Below are 16,008 nucleotides of genomic sequence, written 5' to 3'. Positions count from 1 at the left end.
ATGAATAAAGTTGCGGATAATTTAGAAGCACGGCTGAAAAATATTACTCTTGCCGTATTTGATGTAGATGGCATTCTGTCGAACGGCCAATTACTTTTCCTACCCAACGGGCAGGAAGTAAAACAGTTCAATACACTAGATGGACTGGGCATTAAGCTACTCATGCAGGCAGGTATCGAAACCGCAATTATCACTGGGCGCAGCTCTAACCAGGTCAGCTTGCGAAGCAAATCGCTGGGTATTAATTACCTTTACCAAGGCCGTGAAGACAAACTGGTGGCTCTCCAAGAATTATGGAGCAACAGCAATCACAACGCCGAAAGCACCGCCTATATCGGTGACGACCTTCCCGACTTATCTGCAATACGCCATTGCGCATTTGGCGCGACCGTTCCAAATGCCCACAGTCTGGTTAAAACACACGCAGACTGGTGTAGCGAACGCAAAGGAGGTGAAGGGGCAGCCAGGGAGTTTTGCGAGTATATACTTAATGGCCAAAACAAGCTTGAAGAGCTTCATCGGCAGTTTATGTGATGCCCGAACTTAGTAGTAAAGCAAGAATCATTCTTGCGGCATTTATTTTAATACCTGTATTACTTTACTGGGGATTTGGAACCTCTCCGGTTGAACAAGCACCTAGCCGTAGCAACCTACCTGATCAGGTCGATTATTTTATCGATAATGCAAAAATCCAGGAATGGGACACTGATGGTCAGCTAATCCGCAAGGTAGAAACAAAAAAACTTGAACACAAGCCTCACAAGGAAGCAAACTTCCTTGACGCTCCAATAAGCACTCAGTTTCAAAAAAACGGCAACATATCCTTGCTCACTGCAGCTAAAGGCGTAGTTCTGGACGACAACAGCAAAACCGACTTCGTTGGCGATATTGAAATTTACAGCAACAAAGGCCAACCCAACGAGACAATCATGCGTACGGAAAAGCTCTCGGTATTTCACAAGCAAAGCATTGCGGAAACAGACCAACCCGTTACTATTGAATCTACCAATAGTCTGATGCAAGGTACTGGTATGGATATCAATTTTAATGACCAGATTCTCAACTTGCATTCCCGGGTAAAAGGGACCCATAACAATGCGAAATAAGATTTTGAAAGGGCTTGCTCTGCTACTTACTTTAACAAGCCCGATACTACATGCGCTTCCCGACGATCAGGAAAAACCAATCCATATCACTGCCGATACTGCGAGCATCAACGACAAAACGGGCATTACCACCTACAAAGGCAAGGTTGTTATTACCCAAGGCTCTCTATTAATCGAAGCAGATTATGTTGATATGTATCGTGGAGATGAAGGCGTCGACAAACTCATTGCCAAAGGCGCACCCGCTCATTTCCGCCAACAACCAGAAATTAATGGTGCTTTTTCTGATGCCTGGGGATTGCATATGGTCTACATGGTTAATGACCAAAAGCTGACAATCACTAAGCAAGCCAAAGTCGTGCAAGCCAAAGATACCTTTACGGGCGAGAAGATCATTTACGATCTTGACCGTTCTATTGTCGATGCTTTTGGCACAAACAAAGGCGATCCTGGGGAATCTAAGGGCCGCGTAAACATGGTTATACAACCCAAGAAAAAGGGCAATACGAGTCAATGAGCCAATTAGAAGCTCTGAACCTGGCCAAGCGCTACAAAGGCCGTGAAGTTGTTAAAGATGTATCACTCTCTATTGACCGTGGCGAGATAGTTGGATTGTTAGGCCCCAACGGAGCTGGCAAAACAACATGCTTTTATATGATTGTTGGCTTGGTTCAGGCAGACAGAGGTAAGGTCAGCATCGCCGATTGCGATATCACAGCGCTGCCTATGCACGGCCGAGCCCGAAAAGGCATTGGCTATCTGCCCCAAGAAGCCTCCATCTTCAGAAAAATGTCAGTAAAAGACAATTTACTGGCCATTCTTGAAAACCGGAAGGACCTTGATAAAGCAACAGCCAACAAAAAAATGCAGGAACTATTAGAAGAGTTCCATATCACTCATATCCGGGACAGCCTCGGGATGAGCCTTTCAGGTGGTGAAAGGAGACGCGTAGAGATTGCCAGAGCTCTCGCTACTGAACCTGACTTTGTACTTCTCGACGAACCCTTTGCCGGCGTTGATCCTATCTCGGTCAATGACATAAAACAGACGGTCCGTCATCTTCAGTCCAGAGGGATAGGCATCCTAATAACCGACCACAATGTTCGTGAGACTCTGGATATTTGTGAACGAGCTTATATTGTTAGTGAAGGAACCATTCTCGCGACAGGCAGTCCCGAGGAAATTTTAGCCAATGACGCAGTGAAAAACGCCTATCTTGGCGATCAATTTTCACTTTAGGCATATACTAAGCACAGAATAAGGCATAGACCGGAGCATTCCTCTCATATTATGAAACAAGCGCTTCATCTTAAAATTGGGCAACAGCTCACCATGACCCCGCAATTGCAGCAGGCCATTCGCCTACTGCAATTGTCAACGCTTGATCTCCAGCAAGAAATCCAAGAAGCACTTGAAAGCAATCCAATGCTTGATGTAAATGAGGATGAAGTTACTCCCGACAATAGTGATACAGATAATTCAATCGAAGCCAAAGAAACCCTTGAACCGGAAACCGCCCAGACGGCTTCAGAACCTGAATTCGAAGATACTCCGGCGGTAGAAGACAACTGGAACGAGAGCATTCCAGAAGAGCTATCAACCGATAGTAATTGGGAGGACACCTTCCAATCTTCCACGCCAGCGGCCAGTAAAGAAGATTTCGATTCATTTGAATCAAATGATACTGCAGAAGAGACACTACAAGATCACCTGCATTGGCAGCTCAATCTCACTCCGATGAGCGACCTTGATCGCCTGATTGCGACAAACATAATCGATGGCATCAATCCGGATGGCTACCTGACAGTGACCATGGAAGAGCTACATGAGCAATTCCAAACAAAACCATCAGAACAAGAAGAAGTCGAACTTGATGAGATTGAAGCGGTCTTACATCGTATACAGCAATTTGATCCTCCTGGCGTCGCATGTAGAGATCTAAGTGAATGCCTGATTATTCAGTTAAAACAACAGCCGGCTGATACGTCTTGGGTAAAAGAAGCGATCAAGATCTCTGAGCAGTACATAAAATTACTTGGCACCCATGACTATCGCCAGTTAATGAGAAAAACTCGCCTAAAAGAAGCTGAGTTGCAACAGGTCATTCAACTGATCCAGAGCCTCAACCCAAGACCCGGTGCAGCCATTAGTAGCACAGCGGCTGAATATGTTATTCCGGATGTCATCGTTACGAAACAACGAGGTGAATGGACCGTAAACCTAAATCCTGAAGTTGCACCTAAACTACGCATCAATTCAGGCTATGCAGGTTTAGTTAAACGTGCAGATAACAGTTCAGATAACACCTATTTGAAAAACCACCTTCAAGAAGCTCGCTGGTTTATCAAAAGCCTGCAGAGCCGAAATGAAACGTTGCTAAAAGTTTCCAACGAGATTGTAAAACGCCAAGCGGGCTTTTTGGATCACGGCGAAGAAGGAATGAAACCAATGGTTTTGCATGATATTGCCGAAGCTGTAGATATGCATGAATCAACCATTTCTCGAGTTACAACCCAAAAATTCATGCATACTCCCCGAGGTATTTTTGAACTTAAATACTTCTTCTCAAGTCACGTTAGTACAGCAACGGGAGGCGCAGCGTCTTCAACTGCAATCCGAGCATTAATCAAAAAGATGGTTGCCGCTGAAAACACAGCTAAACCTTTGAGCGATAATAAAATCGCTCAATTTCTCGATGAACAAGGTTTTAAAGTTGCCAGACGGACAATTGCAAAATATAGAGAGGCAATGGGAATACCGCCTTCTAATGAACGAAAGCGTCTGGTTTAATATACCGATAATAAAATGGCCTTGGCCTTGTCATTGCCAATCGCAAGTAGAGTAGGAGATACCTATGCAGATTAATATCACTGGACACCATGTAGATCTGACGGATTCAATGCAGAACTATGTTCTTGAAAAGATGCAGAAAATCGAACGTCATTTTGACAATATTACAAACGTTCAGGTTACTCTAAGCGTAGAAAAACAACGCCAGAAAGCCGAAGCAGAAATGCATGTTTCGGGTGCTCAAATTTTTGCCACACATGAGCACGAAGATATGTACGCAGCCATTGATGGTTTAACTGACAAATTGGATCGTCAGGTGATTAAGCACAAAGAAAAAATGAAAAATCACAAATAGGTCTAAAGTTTCTGCCCACTATGTTGGTTCACGAACTCTTAACGCCCTCTACCACGCTATGTGGTATTGAGGGCAGCAGTAAAAAACGTATTCTAGAAAAGGTTTCAGAAATTATTTCTGAACAGAACCCTGATTTGGATGCCTCTTGCCTTTTCAATGGTCTCCATGGCCGAGAAAAACTTGGCAGCACCGGGATAGGTGGTGGTGTAGCAGTTCCACATTGCCGCTTATCTGAGTGCACTGACGCCAAGGGCTATTTAGTCAAACTGATCTCTCCTATCGATTTTGATGCTATCGATAATCAGCCTGTAGATCTGCTTTTCGTCCTTGTCGTTCCCGAAGATGCATGCTCAGAACACCTCCAAACACTTGCATCCATCGCTGAGCTATTTAGCCAGGAAGCAGTGCGAAACGAATTAAGGGAAGCGCCTGACTGTAATACACTTTTCAATGCGATAACCCGATTAAGTACTTAGAGGGATAGCTAATGAAACTGGTTGTAATTAGCGGTCGCTCGGGCTCTGGCAAAAGTACAGCACTTCAAGCACTAGAGGACATTGGCTTTTACTGCATAGACAACCTGCCAGCATTACTACTCCCTGATTTGGTTCAGCAGATGATTAGCGAACCAAGCCACCCCGATAAAATTGCTGTCAGCATTGATGCACGTAACTTACTCAGTAATCTGTCCAAATTCCCTCAGATCCTTGAGCAACTTCGAGCTGAGCGTTGGGCTGAGTATGAAGTCATTTATTTGGATTCATCTGAAGCAACCTTACTTAAGCGCTACAGTTCTACACGCAGAAAACACCCTCTTTCTAACGAGACAAAGAATCTTCAGCAATCTATTCAGTCGGAAGCCGAATTACTTGAGCCAATAGCGAGCCTGGCCGATATTCGAATTGATACGACCCGCCTCTCTCTCTATGACTTAAGAGACACTGTTAAGCTACGTGTCGCTAAACGGAAAGAACAAATTCTTTCTGTTCAATTCGAATCATTTGGCTTTAAACATGGTGTTCCTCTTGATGTTGATTTCGTGTTTGATGTCAGGGTACTACCGAACCCGCACTGGATTCCCGAGCTACGGCAATATACTGGACAGCAGAAACCCGTCCAGGAGTTTCTTGGCAACGAACCTGAGGTTTCAGAAATGATAAGCGAAATCACTGAATTTCTAGAAAAGTGGTTACCCCGGTTCGCAAAAAACAATCGAAGCTATATAACCATCGGTATCGGTTGTACAGGAGGACAGCACCGCTCCGTCTATATCTGTGAGCAACTGACTTCTCATTTCTCTCAGCTTATGGATAATGTTCATGTCCGCCATAGAGAACTGACTTAATAGCTATGCAGCAAAAAGAGCTTTTGATAATTAATAAACTTGGTTTGCATGCCCGTGCCGCTGCAAAGCTTATAGGCGTAACTTCACGCTTCTCTTCCGATATCATCCTTGAAAAGGAAGGCAGAGAAGTTGATGGTAAAAGCATCATGTCAGTCATGATGTTAGCTGCAGCTAAGGGAACAACCCTAACGATCAAAACCAGTGGCTCAGATGAAGAAGACGCAATAGTGGCCATTGAAACGCTGATCAATAACCGATTCGACGAAGACGAATAGGTAATTAATTACCGATCATCGGGTTATCGCAGCACATACAATCCGTTATAATTCGCCGATAAATCTTTATGCTTTATCTCTAAAGCTAAAAAGTGCTTACAGCGGCGACTTCCAATGGTGCAAACTGAATCAAAAACTCAACTGGATAAACTCAATGAAGCGCTTGATAGCGGTGAGTTTCGCCAGATTCGTTTCACACTCAATCACACTCTTCGCCCAACTGAGGTCGCACGCCTCATTGAGAAATCTCCGCCAAAAGAAAGGCAGATACTCTGGAATCTGGTTTCACAAGAATTAGAACCTGAAGTGCTTCAGCACTTAGCGGATGATATCCAGGCAGATATCTTAAGCCGCATGAATTCTGAAGAGGTTTTGGCACTCACCGAGTCCCTCGACTCCGATGACATGGTGGATCTGCTCCAGCAGCTGCCTAATCGCGTCATGAAAGAAACCCTGCGGATTATGGATAAGCAGAATCGCCGCAGAGTTGAGCAGTTACTTTCTTATCCTGAAGATACTGCAGGCGGCCTGATGAATACGGATACAACGACTATCCGACCTGATATCAGCGTTGAAACCACCCTACGTTACATTCGCCGACATGACGAAATCCCCGAAATGACTGACAGCCTGATCGTAGTCAGCCGTAAGGATTCCTATATAGGGCTTCTACCACTAACCAAATTACTGGTTTCTGACCCAGCCATCACTATTCGTGAGATCATGGTTACCGATATTGATCCAATCAATGCAAGTATGCCTGACGATCAAGTAGCCATCCTCTTTGAGGAGCATGACCTTGTATCTGCTCCCGTGGTTGACGATGATGGAAAACTATTAGGCCGTATTACAATCGATGATGTTGTTGATGTTATCCGTGAGGATGCCGATCACTCATTAATGAGCATGGCGGGCCTTGATGAAGATGAAGACACCTTTGCGCCCGTCATGAAAACAACTCGCAGGCGCGCTGTATGGCTGGGTATCAATTTATTAACCGCCTTTATTGCATCTGCTGTTATTGGCCTTTTTGAAGACACAATTGAAAAGGTTGTAGCACTAGCCGTACTTATGCCTATCGTTGCCTCGATGGGGGGCATAGCAGGTTCTCAGACACTGACTCTGGTTATACGCGGCCAAGCTTTAGGACATGTAGAGAAATCCAATGCAGGCTGGCTTCTTAACAGAGAAATGGTGGTCGGTGCGCTTAACGGCATTCTCTGGGCCGTAGTTATCGCTGTTGTAGCTACAATATGGTTCCAGGACTACAATATTGGCATCATTATCGCTCTGGCTATTGTAATCAATCTGGTAGCCGGTGCCATCGCTGGTACCCTACTCCCCATCAGCCTCAAAGCAATGGGGATAGATCCTGCTCTAGCTGGCAGTGTACTTTTAACGACAATTACCGATGTAGTTGGCTTTTTTGCCTTTCTTGGCCTTGCCACCATCTTTTACGCCTGAGATATACCATGAGCAATAACGAAGACTTTGATATGCAATCCAACCACGACGGTGAAGAAGAATGGCTTAGCAAGACCGAGGTAAAGCGGCAGATGCATGCTTTGCAAGAGCTTGGCGCCCGCCTTACTAAGCTCAATCAGGAACAACTCAACAAACTTGACCTCAGCGATAAGCTACGCAGCGCTATCGATGAATTTCATCGCATCAAAGCAAATGGAGCACAGAAACGCCATCTTCAGTTCATTGGCAAAATAATGCGCACCGAAGACGCCGATGAAATCGAACACGCTATCGGCCTGTTTGAAGCTGGCCATCAGGCGCATACACAAGTTTTCCACAAGCTGGAGCTTTGGCGTGACCGTTTGATAAACGAAGGAAATAGCGCACTACAAGAATATGTTTCCGAGAACCCTACTGCAGATGTGCAACACTTGAGACAGCTCATCAGGAATGCGCAAAAAGAACTTAAGCTCGAGAAGCCACCTGCATCAGCTCGTAAACTATTTAAATATCTGCGCGATGTAGCCGATGTCTAAAACCCTGCTTTAGCTCGATGTAACGTAACAGGCATCGCTTTACGCCTGTTACGAACCTCCTGCAAATCGATGTCCGCAACCGCCAAACCAGGCCCGTCATTATGACATTCCGCAAGCACTTTCCCCCAAGGATCCACGATCATCGAGTGCCCCCAGCTTGACCTACTAGCTGTATGCTTACCCGCCTGATTAGCCGCAATGACGTAGCTTTGGGTCTCTATCGCCCTGGCACGTAGCAAAACCTCCCAATGCGCCTTCCCTGTGACAGCGGTAAAAGCTGAAGGTACCAACATAATATTCGCCCCCATATCCGCTAGCCTCTGATAGTGCTCTGGAAAACGCAGGTCATAGCAGATAGAGAGGCCGAAACAGCCAACAGAAGTTTGCTCAACAACTAACTCTTTGCCTGGGGTGAAGTAATCTGATTCACGGTAAGCAGCGTGCTTATCTTCAACATCTACATCAAAAAGGTGTACTTTGTCGTAATGCGCCTTCAACTCACCTTGGGGGTCTATTAGCAGACTACGGGAAAAGACTTTTGTTTTGCCATTTTGAGGGGAATCACATAACCAGGGAAAGCTTCCAGCTATCAGCCATATCCCTTTTTCATGCGCTATCTGCTTCAGCCTGTTCAAAACACTGGGAGAGCGGCTTTCTTCAAAAGCCAATTCGATTAAGGCCTGAGAATCCAATAAAGCAAAGTTTTCGGGCAGCAGAAGTAATTCAGCATTGGATGCTACAGCCTGCTCAATCAAGCCATCCAACTGAGCTAAGTTGGCATTCAAATCTTGGCCTGAGCACATTTGAACCGCAGCAACACGTGCCATTAGGAATCCACCTCAGTTACTGGAGGCTCCTCTTTTTTTGCATCCTTTTCTATATCGATTTGAGGGTCTCCCCAATCACCCGACATATGATATTTAACTGTCGTAAATTTGGCTAAAGGGTCACCAATTATCTTATCGAAAAGAAAGACTGCCCCCGCTACCTGCGGAGCACCCAATAAAACACTGACTAAGGGGATATTTCCAGTAACGGGTAAAGCGACCTCAATATCCTTATCCACGGTCTCATTAACAAGGTTCAAACTTCCTTGCATGGCTAGGTTAGCTGAAGGTCCGGTCATAACGAACGGTTCAGACGTTTGAGCGACACCTTGTAATATCTTATAGCTAGCCTTCATCTCATCAAATGCGACGCCGCTTTCAAGCAGATCCGAGAAGTCTAAACGCAAACGGCGACCCAAAGATTGCAAATTGAGAATGCCAAATACGCGTAAGAAATTGCCTGAATTTCCCACATCTAATAAACGACCTTGCTTTGCCGTAAACTGTAACTCGCCATCAGCCTTAGCAACCGAGAAGGACCAAGGAGCCCCGAGCCAAGATAGCTGAAGGTATGCATCTAAAGATTTAGTCTCGATTGCATCTTCATAGCCCCAAGCCTTTAATACTTTACCGAAATCACTACTGGTTAATTTCACGGTGAGATCTGTAACTTCTGAGCTGCCTTTATCCCAGCGAATCTGACCATCTACCGTTGAACCCAACAGGTCAGCTTTAATATTTTCTACTTGCGCACCCTGCTCAGAGGGCCTCAGCGCAAAACTCCAACGCCCCATGGGCTTTTTATTTGCAACAACTTCTTCGATCGTGAAATCAATAGCAGGAATATCAGACATATCCATTTGATAATCTGTTGCCTGCTCTGCTTGAGAGCCTGCAGCTTCATCGGCACTTTGATAATTTAAATGCCGTAACTTCACCTGATAAGGTTTGTCTTCGAAAGGGAGCAAAACGGTGCCAGCCACTTGTTTACTATCTAAGGCCAACAACCAGCCCTGCTTTTGAGGACTAAAATCAACCCATAAGTTTTCTAACTGATTGCCCTCAAAGTTAAACCTACCTACTGACAATGAAACCTGTTTAAAAAGTGCTTCACTATTATCAGATTGCTCAGCTGCATTACTGTCGGGTTCTGCAATCAGACCAGATCCCGTTAGAAATGCCGAAAGCTCATCATACTCAAGTTCATTTACAGCCCCATCAATCCATATACCTGCCTTTTCAGGCACCTCAGGACGTTCGCCCCCCAGTGTGAAACGCGCTCGATCAACATCCTGACCGCGATTAACGATGATCCCACGTAACTGATCATTCAAATTTAAGCGAACAGCACTTCTTCCATCGCCATACTGTCTGCCCAAATCGCTCACTACAGTTAAGGGCATTTTTTCGCCAGCGGATTTACTCAGGCCCGCTACTGCATTCAACCCTAGCCCTTGAAGATCAGAATTAATCACTAACTGATTACATGTTTTGCCTGGGCACATATCCAGCCGAGCAGAATATGTCAGAGTGCCATCTGCTATTTTTAATAACTCAAGATCCAGCCACCGACGCATAAAATCAGCTTCTACTTTGCCGCTGATATTAACTTGCGTCTTCTGTTTTGAGGTTCTTATGGAAGAAACCACCGGTTGATTAAAGAGCGTTGCTGATAACTTTTTAGATGACAGCCCTTTTAACGAGTCATAAATTACCTGCCCCTGTATATCGGTGAAATCGATCTTATCTTCTTTAGATGTAAAACCTCCTCCGCGAATATCAGTGATAACCTGCACCTTAGGGGTCTTTTTAGCAACTAAAGGTAATTCGATATCGATGAGGGTTTTGGCCTGCCCACGCATTTGCCAAGAGGCTAGATCATCACCTACTTCTTCCTTAAGAGGGGTTTCCGTGAGCAGCTTCTGAAGATCAAGCGCCTGCCCCGACACATTACCGGCGATAAAGAGTTTATCTATTGAATTCGGCAAATGGACCCAGGCACTTCCTATAGCAGTGTCATAAATCGAACCACCTTTAGCTTCAGCAACTAATTCTCCATCCCGAAAAAACACAAAGGCCTCAGAACCTTGAATTCCCGGCCAGCCCGGTTGGTACTCAAATTCTGCATCGGCGACATCGAAGAACATTTGCACAACCGGCATCTGATAATCATCCAGCCTTGCCCGCGTTACCCCATTAAGAACGAAACCTGCCTGCTTAATATGGCCTGCTTTAATAGCATCAACTAGCCAATTATAGGTTTCCTGGCCAACTTCTTTAGGAGGTATATAATATTTCGCTTGTAACCCATCCCCCTGCTGCATACCAATCTGCAAGTTGAGCAATGGTTGTTCATCTCGATCGTAGGGTAGGTAGATACTGAAACGCCCGGCAGCAGCCAATGATTCATTTTTAAGATTCAGCAATTGCGAGGCAACAACGACTCCCTTCTCATCAAGTCGCCAACCAATAACACCATTGGCGTAGCTATAATCCCATCGATAATCAAACAAAGTGGGATACATCATTGAAAACTGATCACTGGTAAGATGAATCGCACCACCATGCATATCAGCATTCAGAAAACCATCTATCCCTTTTAACTCAGGAACATCATCCCAGGCATTAATGCCTACCGTTTTCAAATCTGCATTTAAGGAAAAGTCGGCTAACTCAGCCCCGGATAGCCAGTCAACTTTTATATTCTCCACAGTACCCACTGGAGCCAGGGTCTTAATTACGCTCGAGGCACCTTCGGGAATATAAGGCTGCTCAATAAGCCAAGATGAAATCTGCTCGAGGTCAACAGCATCCAACATCAACCGTTTTGGAGAGATAGCCATTCCTGAACGCTGGAAATCAAGGCTAATTCCAGGAAGCTCGAGCAATTGCTGCTCTCCTGCTACCGTTATGTCATTAAGCTGTAACTGATACCCAGAATCTCTACGAATTAACGCGGTGTGCAATGAAAAATCATCAAACGCATACTCCTCAAACTTAAATCGTTTGATCCCTGTTTTGCCCGTGAGATAGATTAATTTTCCTGCTTTCGACTGCCCCCAGATCTCCTGTTCAGCGTCCAGATCCTCAATTGAGATATCAGCTAAAGATAACCAGGGATTTAATAGCTGAGCACTTAATCCAGATATATTCAGATAGAAATCGGTCGTACTTCGTTTTGGATCACCCTCTACTTCCGCTACAAAGGTAATATCGGCTGTACCTGTTTTAGCAACAAGATCAGCATTTACCTTTAACTGATGTAAAACACCATCATTCTGCAAACTTAGATGTATTGGAGATACTGAAATCTCATCCCCATTTTTCTGGCGGACAACAATCTGGGTATCATCAATGTTTACAGCACTTTGCAGAAGCAAAAATTCCAGTAGACCTGAGCCATCTGACCGAGATTGAGATGTGGAGGGTTGATGAGCGACTGCACTTTTTTGCGCGCCACCCTCGGATAGCTGCTTTTGATCCGCTTTCGCAAGATCATAGCGCACAGTCAGCCCTGAAAGATCAAATTGCGAAAAGATCGGCGCAAGCTGCTTTACAGAGGCAAGAGGATCAAGAGCCACCTCTCCGTTTAGCAAAGCAAGCGATAAACCAGAATCAGCACTTAACCCATCCAAAGAAAAGCTATGCAGCTTAACAGCAGGATGAGCCCCTCGCCAGCCACCACTGATCCCTGCAATATGTACCCGCGCACTTAGCTGTTCAGAAAGAAGTTTTTCAATATCCTGTCGATAATCAGACAAATCATCAACAATCAGCCGCACGGAAACCAAAAATACGGCCAACAGAGCGGCAAGGATAGCCAGCCCCCAGTATAAGAACCAAAATGCGGAATGAGCGTGACGTTTCAACTTTAGCTACCTAGCGTAAAACTACATCGAAGCTTTCTGCGTTGTACATTGGCTCGACCTGAAAGCGAATAGTTTTTCCGATGAAAGCTTCCAATTCAGCAACGTGATTAGAGGCGTCATCAAGCAGATAATCAACAACAGGCTGAGCGGCAAGTACCAGATAACTATCCGTATCATAAGCTCGATGTTGACGTAGGATCTCACGGAAAATCTCATAACAGACAGTCTCAGGGGTTTTGATTGATCCTCTCCCCTGACATTCACTACACACATCACAAAGTACTTGCTCCAGACTCTCCCGGGTACGCTTACGCGTCATCTCTACAAGCCCCAGATCTGAAACTCCCATAACTTTGCATTTGGCATGATCTCGTTCCAGCACCCTTTCCAGGGTGCGCAGTACCTGACGCTGATGATCCGGATCTTCCATATCAATGAAATCAAGAATTATAATCCCACCGAGATTTCTTAACCTTAGCTGACGACCTATCGCTGTCGCAGCTTCCAGGTTAGTCTTAAAGATAGTCTCCTCTAGATTTCGGTGGCCGACAAACGCACCGGTATTCACATCAACCGTTGTCATCGCCTCAGTCTGATCAAAAATCAGGTACCCCCCAGACTTCAGTTCGACTTTACGTCCCAAGGCTTTCTGGATCTCTTCTTCCACATTGAAAAGATCAAAGATTGGGCGCTCTCCAGGGTAATACTCAAGTGTATCGGTAACTTCAGGTACTAAATCCCGAACAAAAGCCTCTGCTTTCTGGAAAGTTTCACGAGAATCTATACGGATTCTCTCTAAGCCCGAATGCGCCATATCGCGAAGGGCACGCATATTCAGCGGAAGATCTTCATAGACAATACTAGGCGCTTTTGCAGTCGAGATTTTCTCTTTGATAGAAGCCCAGAGACGACGTAGGAACTGAATGTCAGCCTTTAATTCGGCTTCAGCAGCCCCTTCGGCCACTGTTCTAAGGATAAAGCCGGCGGGCTCGCCATCCTCTTCCTTAATTAAACTATGCACAATATTGCGTAACCGATCACGCTCTTCCAGATCTTCTATGCGCTGAGAAACTCCAACATGACTATTACCAAGCATGCAGACAAGATAACGAGAAGGTAACGAAAGATGAGTCGTTAACCTCGCGCCCTTGGTTCCGATAGGATCTTTTGTAACCTGAACGAGCAATGCCTGCCCTTCACGTAAAACCTGCGCAATCGATGTATTATTTTTTTCTTCATGGGAAGCATTTTGCGGTAACACTTCTTCCACATGAATAAAAGCAGCTCGTTCAAGCCCAATATCAACAAAGGCAGCCTGCATCCCCGGTAGAACACGTACTACCTTGCCCTGATAAATATTTCCGACAATACCCCGACGGTGGACTCGTTCAACATACACTTCCTGCGGCATTCCATTCTCGATTACCGCAACCCGCGTTTCCATCGGGGTAAAGTTAATCAGTATCTCTTCACCCATGTTTTTTCCTTAAACCTTACCCGATTGCCAAATGGGTACATTTACTCTTGTAAGAAGTTGCGCAGTCTCAGCAAGGGGCAAACCAACAACCGATGAATAACTGCCCTTTATACTTTCAACAAAAACAGCTCCCATCCCTTGTATTCCATAAGAGCCAGCTTTATCTAAAGGCTCTCCTGTCCACCAATAACTTTCACACTCTTCCCTAGATAATTCCTTAAAACAAACATCAGTTTTGACAACTACAGAGTCTGTGCGTTCACTTGTTACAACCGCAACCGCCGTCATCACTTGATGCGTTCTGCCCGACAGCGCCAGTAACATCTCGAGGGACTCTGATCTATCACGAGGTTTACCCATAATTTGAGTATCCAGCACGACAGTTGTATCTGATCCTAGCACAGGTATTGTTTTATCAGTGTGATTAAAGCATTCGAGTGCTTTCTCGCAAGCAAGCCTCTGAACGTAATGCTCAGGACTTTCACCGGAAAGGACATCTTCACAAATATCTACCGGGCTAACATCAAAGCGGACGCCTATTTGAGCAAGCAACTCCTTTCTGCGAGGGGAAGCCGAAGCCAATATTAGATCCATTAATACTCTCCTCAACGAATACGAAAGAAACGACGCACACCACGAAGAATAACAAACAACCAGGGCCAAAGTATGCCGCTGACAAGACATGGAAGCAGGAAGATCAGACTATCACCCGTAAAACCTGTAAAAGCCTGCATCCAATGAAAGAGGAGTTGATTAATACCCACCAAAACCATGACCATCATGGCTTGCTGAATCAGCGGGAACATTCTCAAGCGCTGATGAAGCAGCAGCGTCAGGAATGCAATAGTAGTTAAGGACAAAGCATTTAGACCCAGGACGCTTCCTTTTATGACATCAAGTAAGAGTCCTAAAAAAAACGCCATTCCCATACCCACTCGATGCGGTAGCGCCATCACCCAATAGATCAGGATCATTGCAACCCATTCCGGACGCGCCCATTCAATAAAGTAAGGCAAAGGTATCTGGCTAAGCATCAACCCGATCAGGAATGTCCCCAGAATGATAAAACCACCGCCACCTTGGGCAGCTGGTGAATCGTTATTCACTCTGCAGCCTCATCGGTAATGGCAACTGGCTCCTGAACAACCTCCGGCATTTCCACCAGAAGCAGATGTCGGGATTTATCAAGCAGAGCCGAGGGCGTTATCACAACTTTTGTAAATTGTTGTCCGGGATCACGAATAACCTCGGACACAACCGCAACAGGATAACCTCTTGGAAAACGCCCTCCCAAACCAGAGGTAATGATCAAATCGCCTTTCTGAACATCGGCCGTATCCGGAACATGGTCAAGTTCTAACTCTTCTAGTTGCCCCTTACCTAAAGCGATAGATCGGAAGCCATTACGATTGATCTCGACAGGAATCGCATGTCGCGCATCAGTTATCAACATTACCCGACTGGTGTAATGAGACGTTTCAGTTACCTGCCCCATTACCCCGCCGGCATCGAGGATGGGCTGCCCTAACTGGACCCCATTTTCACTACCCTGATTAATGATCACCTGATGCTGAAATGGATCCGGGTTGACGCCGATAAGCTCAACAAGCGAAACCTGCTCATCAACACGTTTGCTACCCCTGACCAAAGCTCTAAGCCTGGTATTCTCTTCCCTTAGGGCAGCATTCTGCTGGACCTTACGTTCAAGTTGGAGCGCTTCTGATTTTAGCTTCGCATTCTCTTTAACAAGCAAACTACGATCGACCACCACATCAGAAACATCCCCCGCGATGCGACTGGGAACATCCACAATCCACTGCAAAGGCGTTAACAAAAGTGATAGATAGGCACGCCCTTCCCGAACTTTGGCCGAGTAAAGGTCAGCCGCCATCAACAGGAAAGCGATAATAATAAGAATAAGAAAAAAGCGACCCGAAGAACGGCCACGAAAGATAGTCTTAATA

General features: G+C 45.4%; 17 protein-coding genes. 11 read left to right on the top strand and 6 right to left on the bottom strand.

Annotation, left to right across the window (positions count from 1 at the left end; translation table 11 throughout):
• From MED92_RS14600 to yjgA, 11 genes are all read left to right on the top strand, one after another.
• Window positions 1–534 (top strand): KdsC family phosphatase, encoded by a 534-nt coding sequence (locus MED92_RS14600; protein ID WP_007022340.1) that lies wholly within the window; start codon window positions 1–3, stop codon window positions 532–534.
• Window positions 534–1,106, top strand: a complete 573-nt coding sequence (lptC, locus tag MED92_RS14595) for an LPS export ABC transporter periplasmic protein LptC (RefSeq protein WP_007022339.1) — start codon at window positions 534–536, stop codon at window positions 1,104–1,106. Before MED92_RS14600 ends, lptC begins: the two co-directional genes overlap by 1 nt.
• Window positions 1,096–1,623, top strand: a complete 528-nt coding sequence (gene lptA, locus MED92_RS14590) for a lipopolysaccharide transport periplasmic protein LptA (protein ID WP_007022338.1) — start codon at window positions 1,096–1,098, stop codon at window positions 1,621–1,623. Before lptC ends, lptA begins: the two co-directional genes overlap by 11 nt.
• Window positions 1,620–2,345 carry an LPS export ABC transporter ATP-binding protein gene (lptB, locus tag MED92_RS14585; protein ID WP_007022337.1) on the top strand — a complete coding sequence of 242 codons (726 nt, stop codon included), beginning with the start codon at window positions 1,620–1,622 and terminating at the stop codon, window positions 2,343–2,345. Before lptA ends, lptB begins: the two co-directional genes overlap by 4 nt.
• Window positions 2,346–2,396: 51 nt before the next feature.
• Window positions 2,397–3,896: an RNA polymerase factor sigma-54 gene (locus MED92_RS14580; protein ID WP_007022336.1), complete on the top strand. Its 1,500-nt coding sequence runs from the start codon at window positions 2,397–2,399 to the stop codon at window positions 3,894–3,896.
• Window positions 3,897–3,960: 64 nt separating this feature from the next.
• Window positions 3,961–4,251, top strand: coding sequence for a ribosome hibernation-promoting factor, HPF/YfiA family (gene hpf, locus MED92_RS14575; RefSeq protein WP_007022335.1), 291 nt, complete (start codon window positions 3,961–3,963; stop codon window positions 4,249–4,251).
• Between the two features lie 20 nt (window positions 4,252–4,271).
• Window positions 4,272–4,727, top strand: a complete 456-nt coding sequence (gene ptsN, locus MED92_RS14570) for a PTS IIA-like nitrogen regulatory protein PtsN (RefSeq protein WP_007022334.1) — start codon at window positions 4,272–4,274, stop codon at window positions 4,725–4,727.
• Between the two features lie 11 nt (window positions 4,728–4,738).
• The gene (rapZ, locus tag MED92_RS14565; RefSeq protein WP_007022333.1) at window positions 4,739–5,596 is read left to right on the top strand and encodes an RNase adapter RapZ; all 858 of its coding nucleotides are present in this window, start codon (window positions 4,739–4,741) and stop codon (window positions 5,594–5,596) included.
• 5 nt (window positions 5,597–5,601) lie between these two features.
• Window positions 5,602–5,871, top strand: coding sequence for an HPr family phosphocarrier protein (locus MED92_RS14560; protein WP_007022332.1), 270 nt, complete (start codon window positions 5,602–5,604; stop codon window positions 5,869–5,871).
• A gap of 114 nt (window positions 5,872–5,985) precedes the next feature.
• Window positions 5,986–7,335: a magnesium transporter gene (gene mgtE / locus MED92_RS14555; RefSeq protein WP_007022331.1), complete on the top strand. Its 1,350-nt coding sequence runs from the start codon at window positions 5,986–5,988 to the stop codon at window positions 7,333–7,335.
• An 8-nt stretch (window positions 7,336–7,343) separates the two neighbouring features.
• Window positions 7,344–7,871, top strand: a complete 528-nt coding sequence (gene yjgA / locus MED92_RS14550) for a ribosome biogenesis factor YjgA (RefSeq protein WP_007022330.1) — start codon at window positions 7,344–7,346, stop codon at window positions 7,869–7,871.
• Here the strand turns inward: yjgA and MED92_RS14545 are convergent.
• Genes MED92_RS14545 through mreC form a run of 6 tightly spaced genes read right to left on the bottom strand, consistent with a single transcriptional unit; the run spans window position 7,868 to window position 15,953 of the window.
• Entirely contained in the window at window positions 7,868–8,698 is an 831-nt protein-coding gene (locus tag MED92_RS14545; RefSeq protein WP_007022329.1) for a carbon-nitrogen hydrolase family protein, read from the bottom strand. The genes yjgA and MED92_RS14545 overlap by 4 nt on opposite strands.
• Window positions 8,698–12,567, bottom strand: coding sequence for a YhdP family protein (locus MED92_RS14540; protein ID WP_007022328.1), 3,870 nt, complete (start codon window positions 12,565–12,567; stop codon window positions 8,698–8,700). Before MED92_RS14540 ends, MED92_RS14545 begins: the two co-directional genes overlap by 1 nt.
• Window positions 12,568–12,577: 10 nt before the next feature.
• The gene (rng, locus tag MED92_RS14535) at window positions 12,578–14,044 is read right to left on the bottom strand and encodes a ribonuclease G (protein WP_007022327.1); all 1,467 of its coding nucleotides are present in this window, start codon (window positions 14,042–14,044) and stop codon (window positions 12,578–12,580) included.
• A 9-nt stretch (window positions 14,045–14,053) separates the two neighbouring features.
• Window positions 14,054–14,638, bottom strand: coding sequence for a Maf family protein (locus MED92_RS14530; protein ID WP_007022326.1), 585 nt, complete (start codon window positions 14,636–14,638; stop codon window positions 14,054–14,056).
• A gap of 11 nt (window positions 14,639–14,649) precedes the next feature.
• A complete protein-coding gene (mreD, locus tag MED92_RS14525; RefSeq protein ID WP_007022325.1) occupies window positions 14,650–15,150 on the bottom strand; it encodes a rod shape-determining protein MreD in 501 nt (166 codons plus the stop codon).
• Entirely contained in the window at window positions 15,147–15,953 is an 807-nt protein-coding gene (gene mreC, locus MED92_RS14520) for a rod shape-determining protein MreC (protein WP_272941720.1), read from the bottom strand. The genes mreD and mreC overlap by 4 nt, the downstream gene beginning before the upstream one ends.
• Window positions 15,954–16,008: the final 55 nt, after the last annotated feature.

Origin of the sequence: Neptuniibacter caesariensis (assembly GCF_000153345.1) — a bacterium.
In the GTDB taxonomy this organism is placed as follows: Bacteria; Pseudomonadota; Gammaproteobacteria; order Pseudomonadales; family Balneatricaceae; genus Neptuniibacter; species Neptuniibacter caesariensis.
Note: the sequence above shows the minus strand (reverse complement) of the source record. Positions and strands in the feature narration are given on the sequence as shown.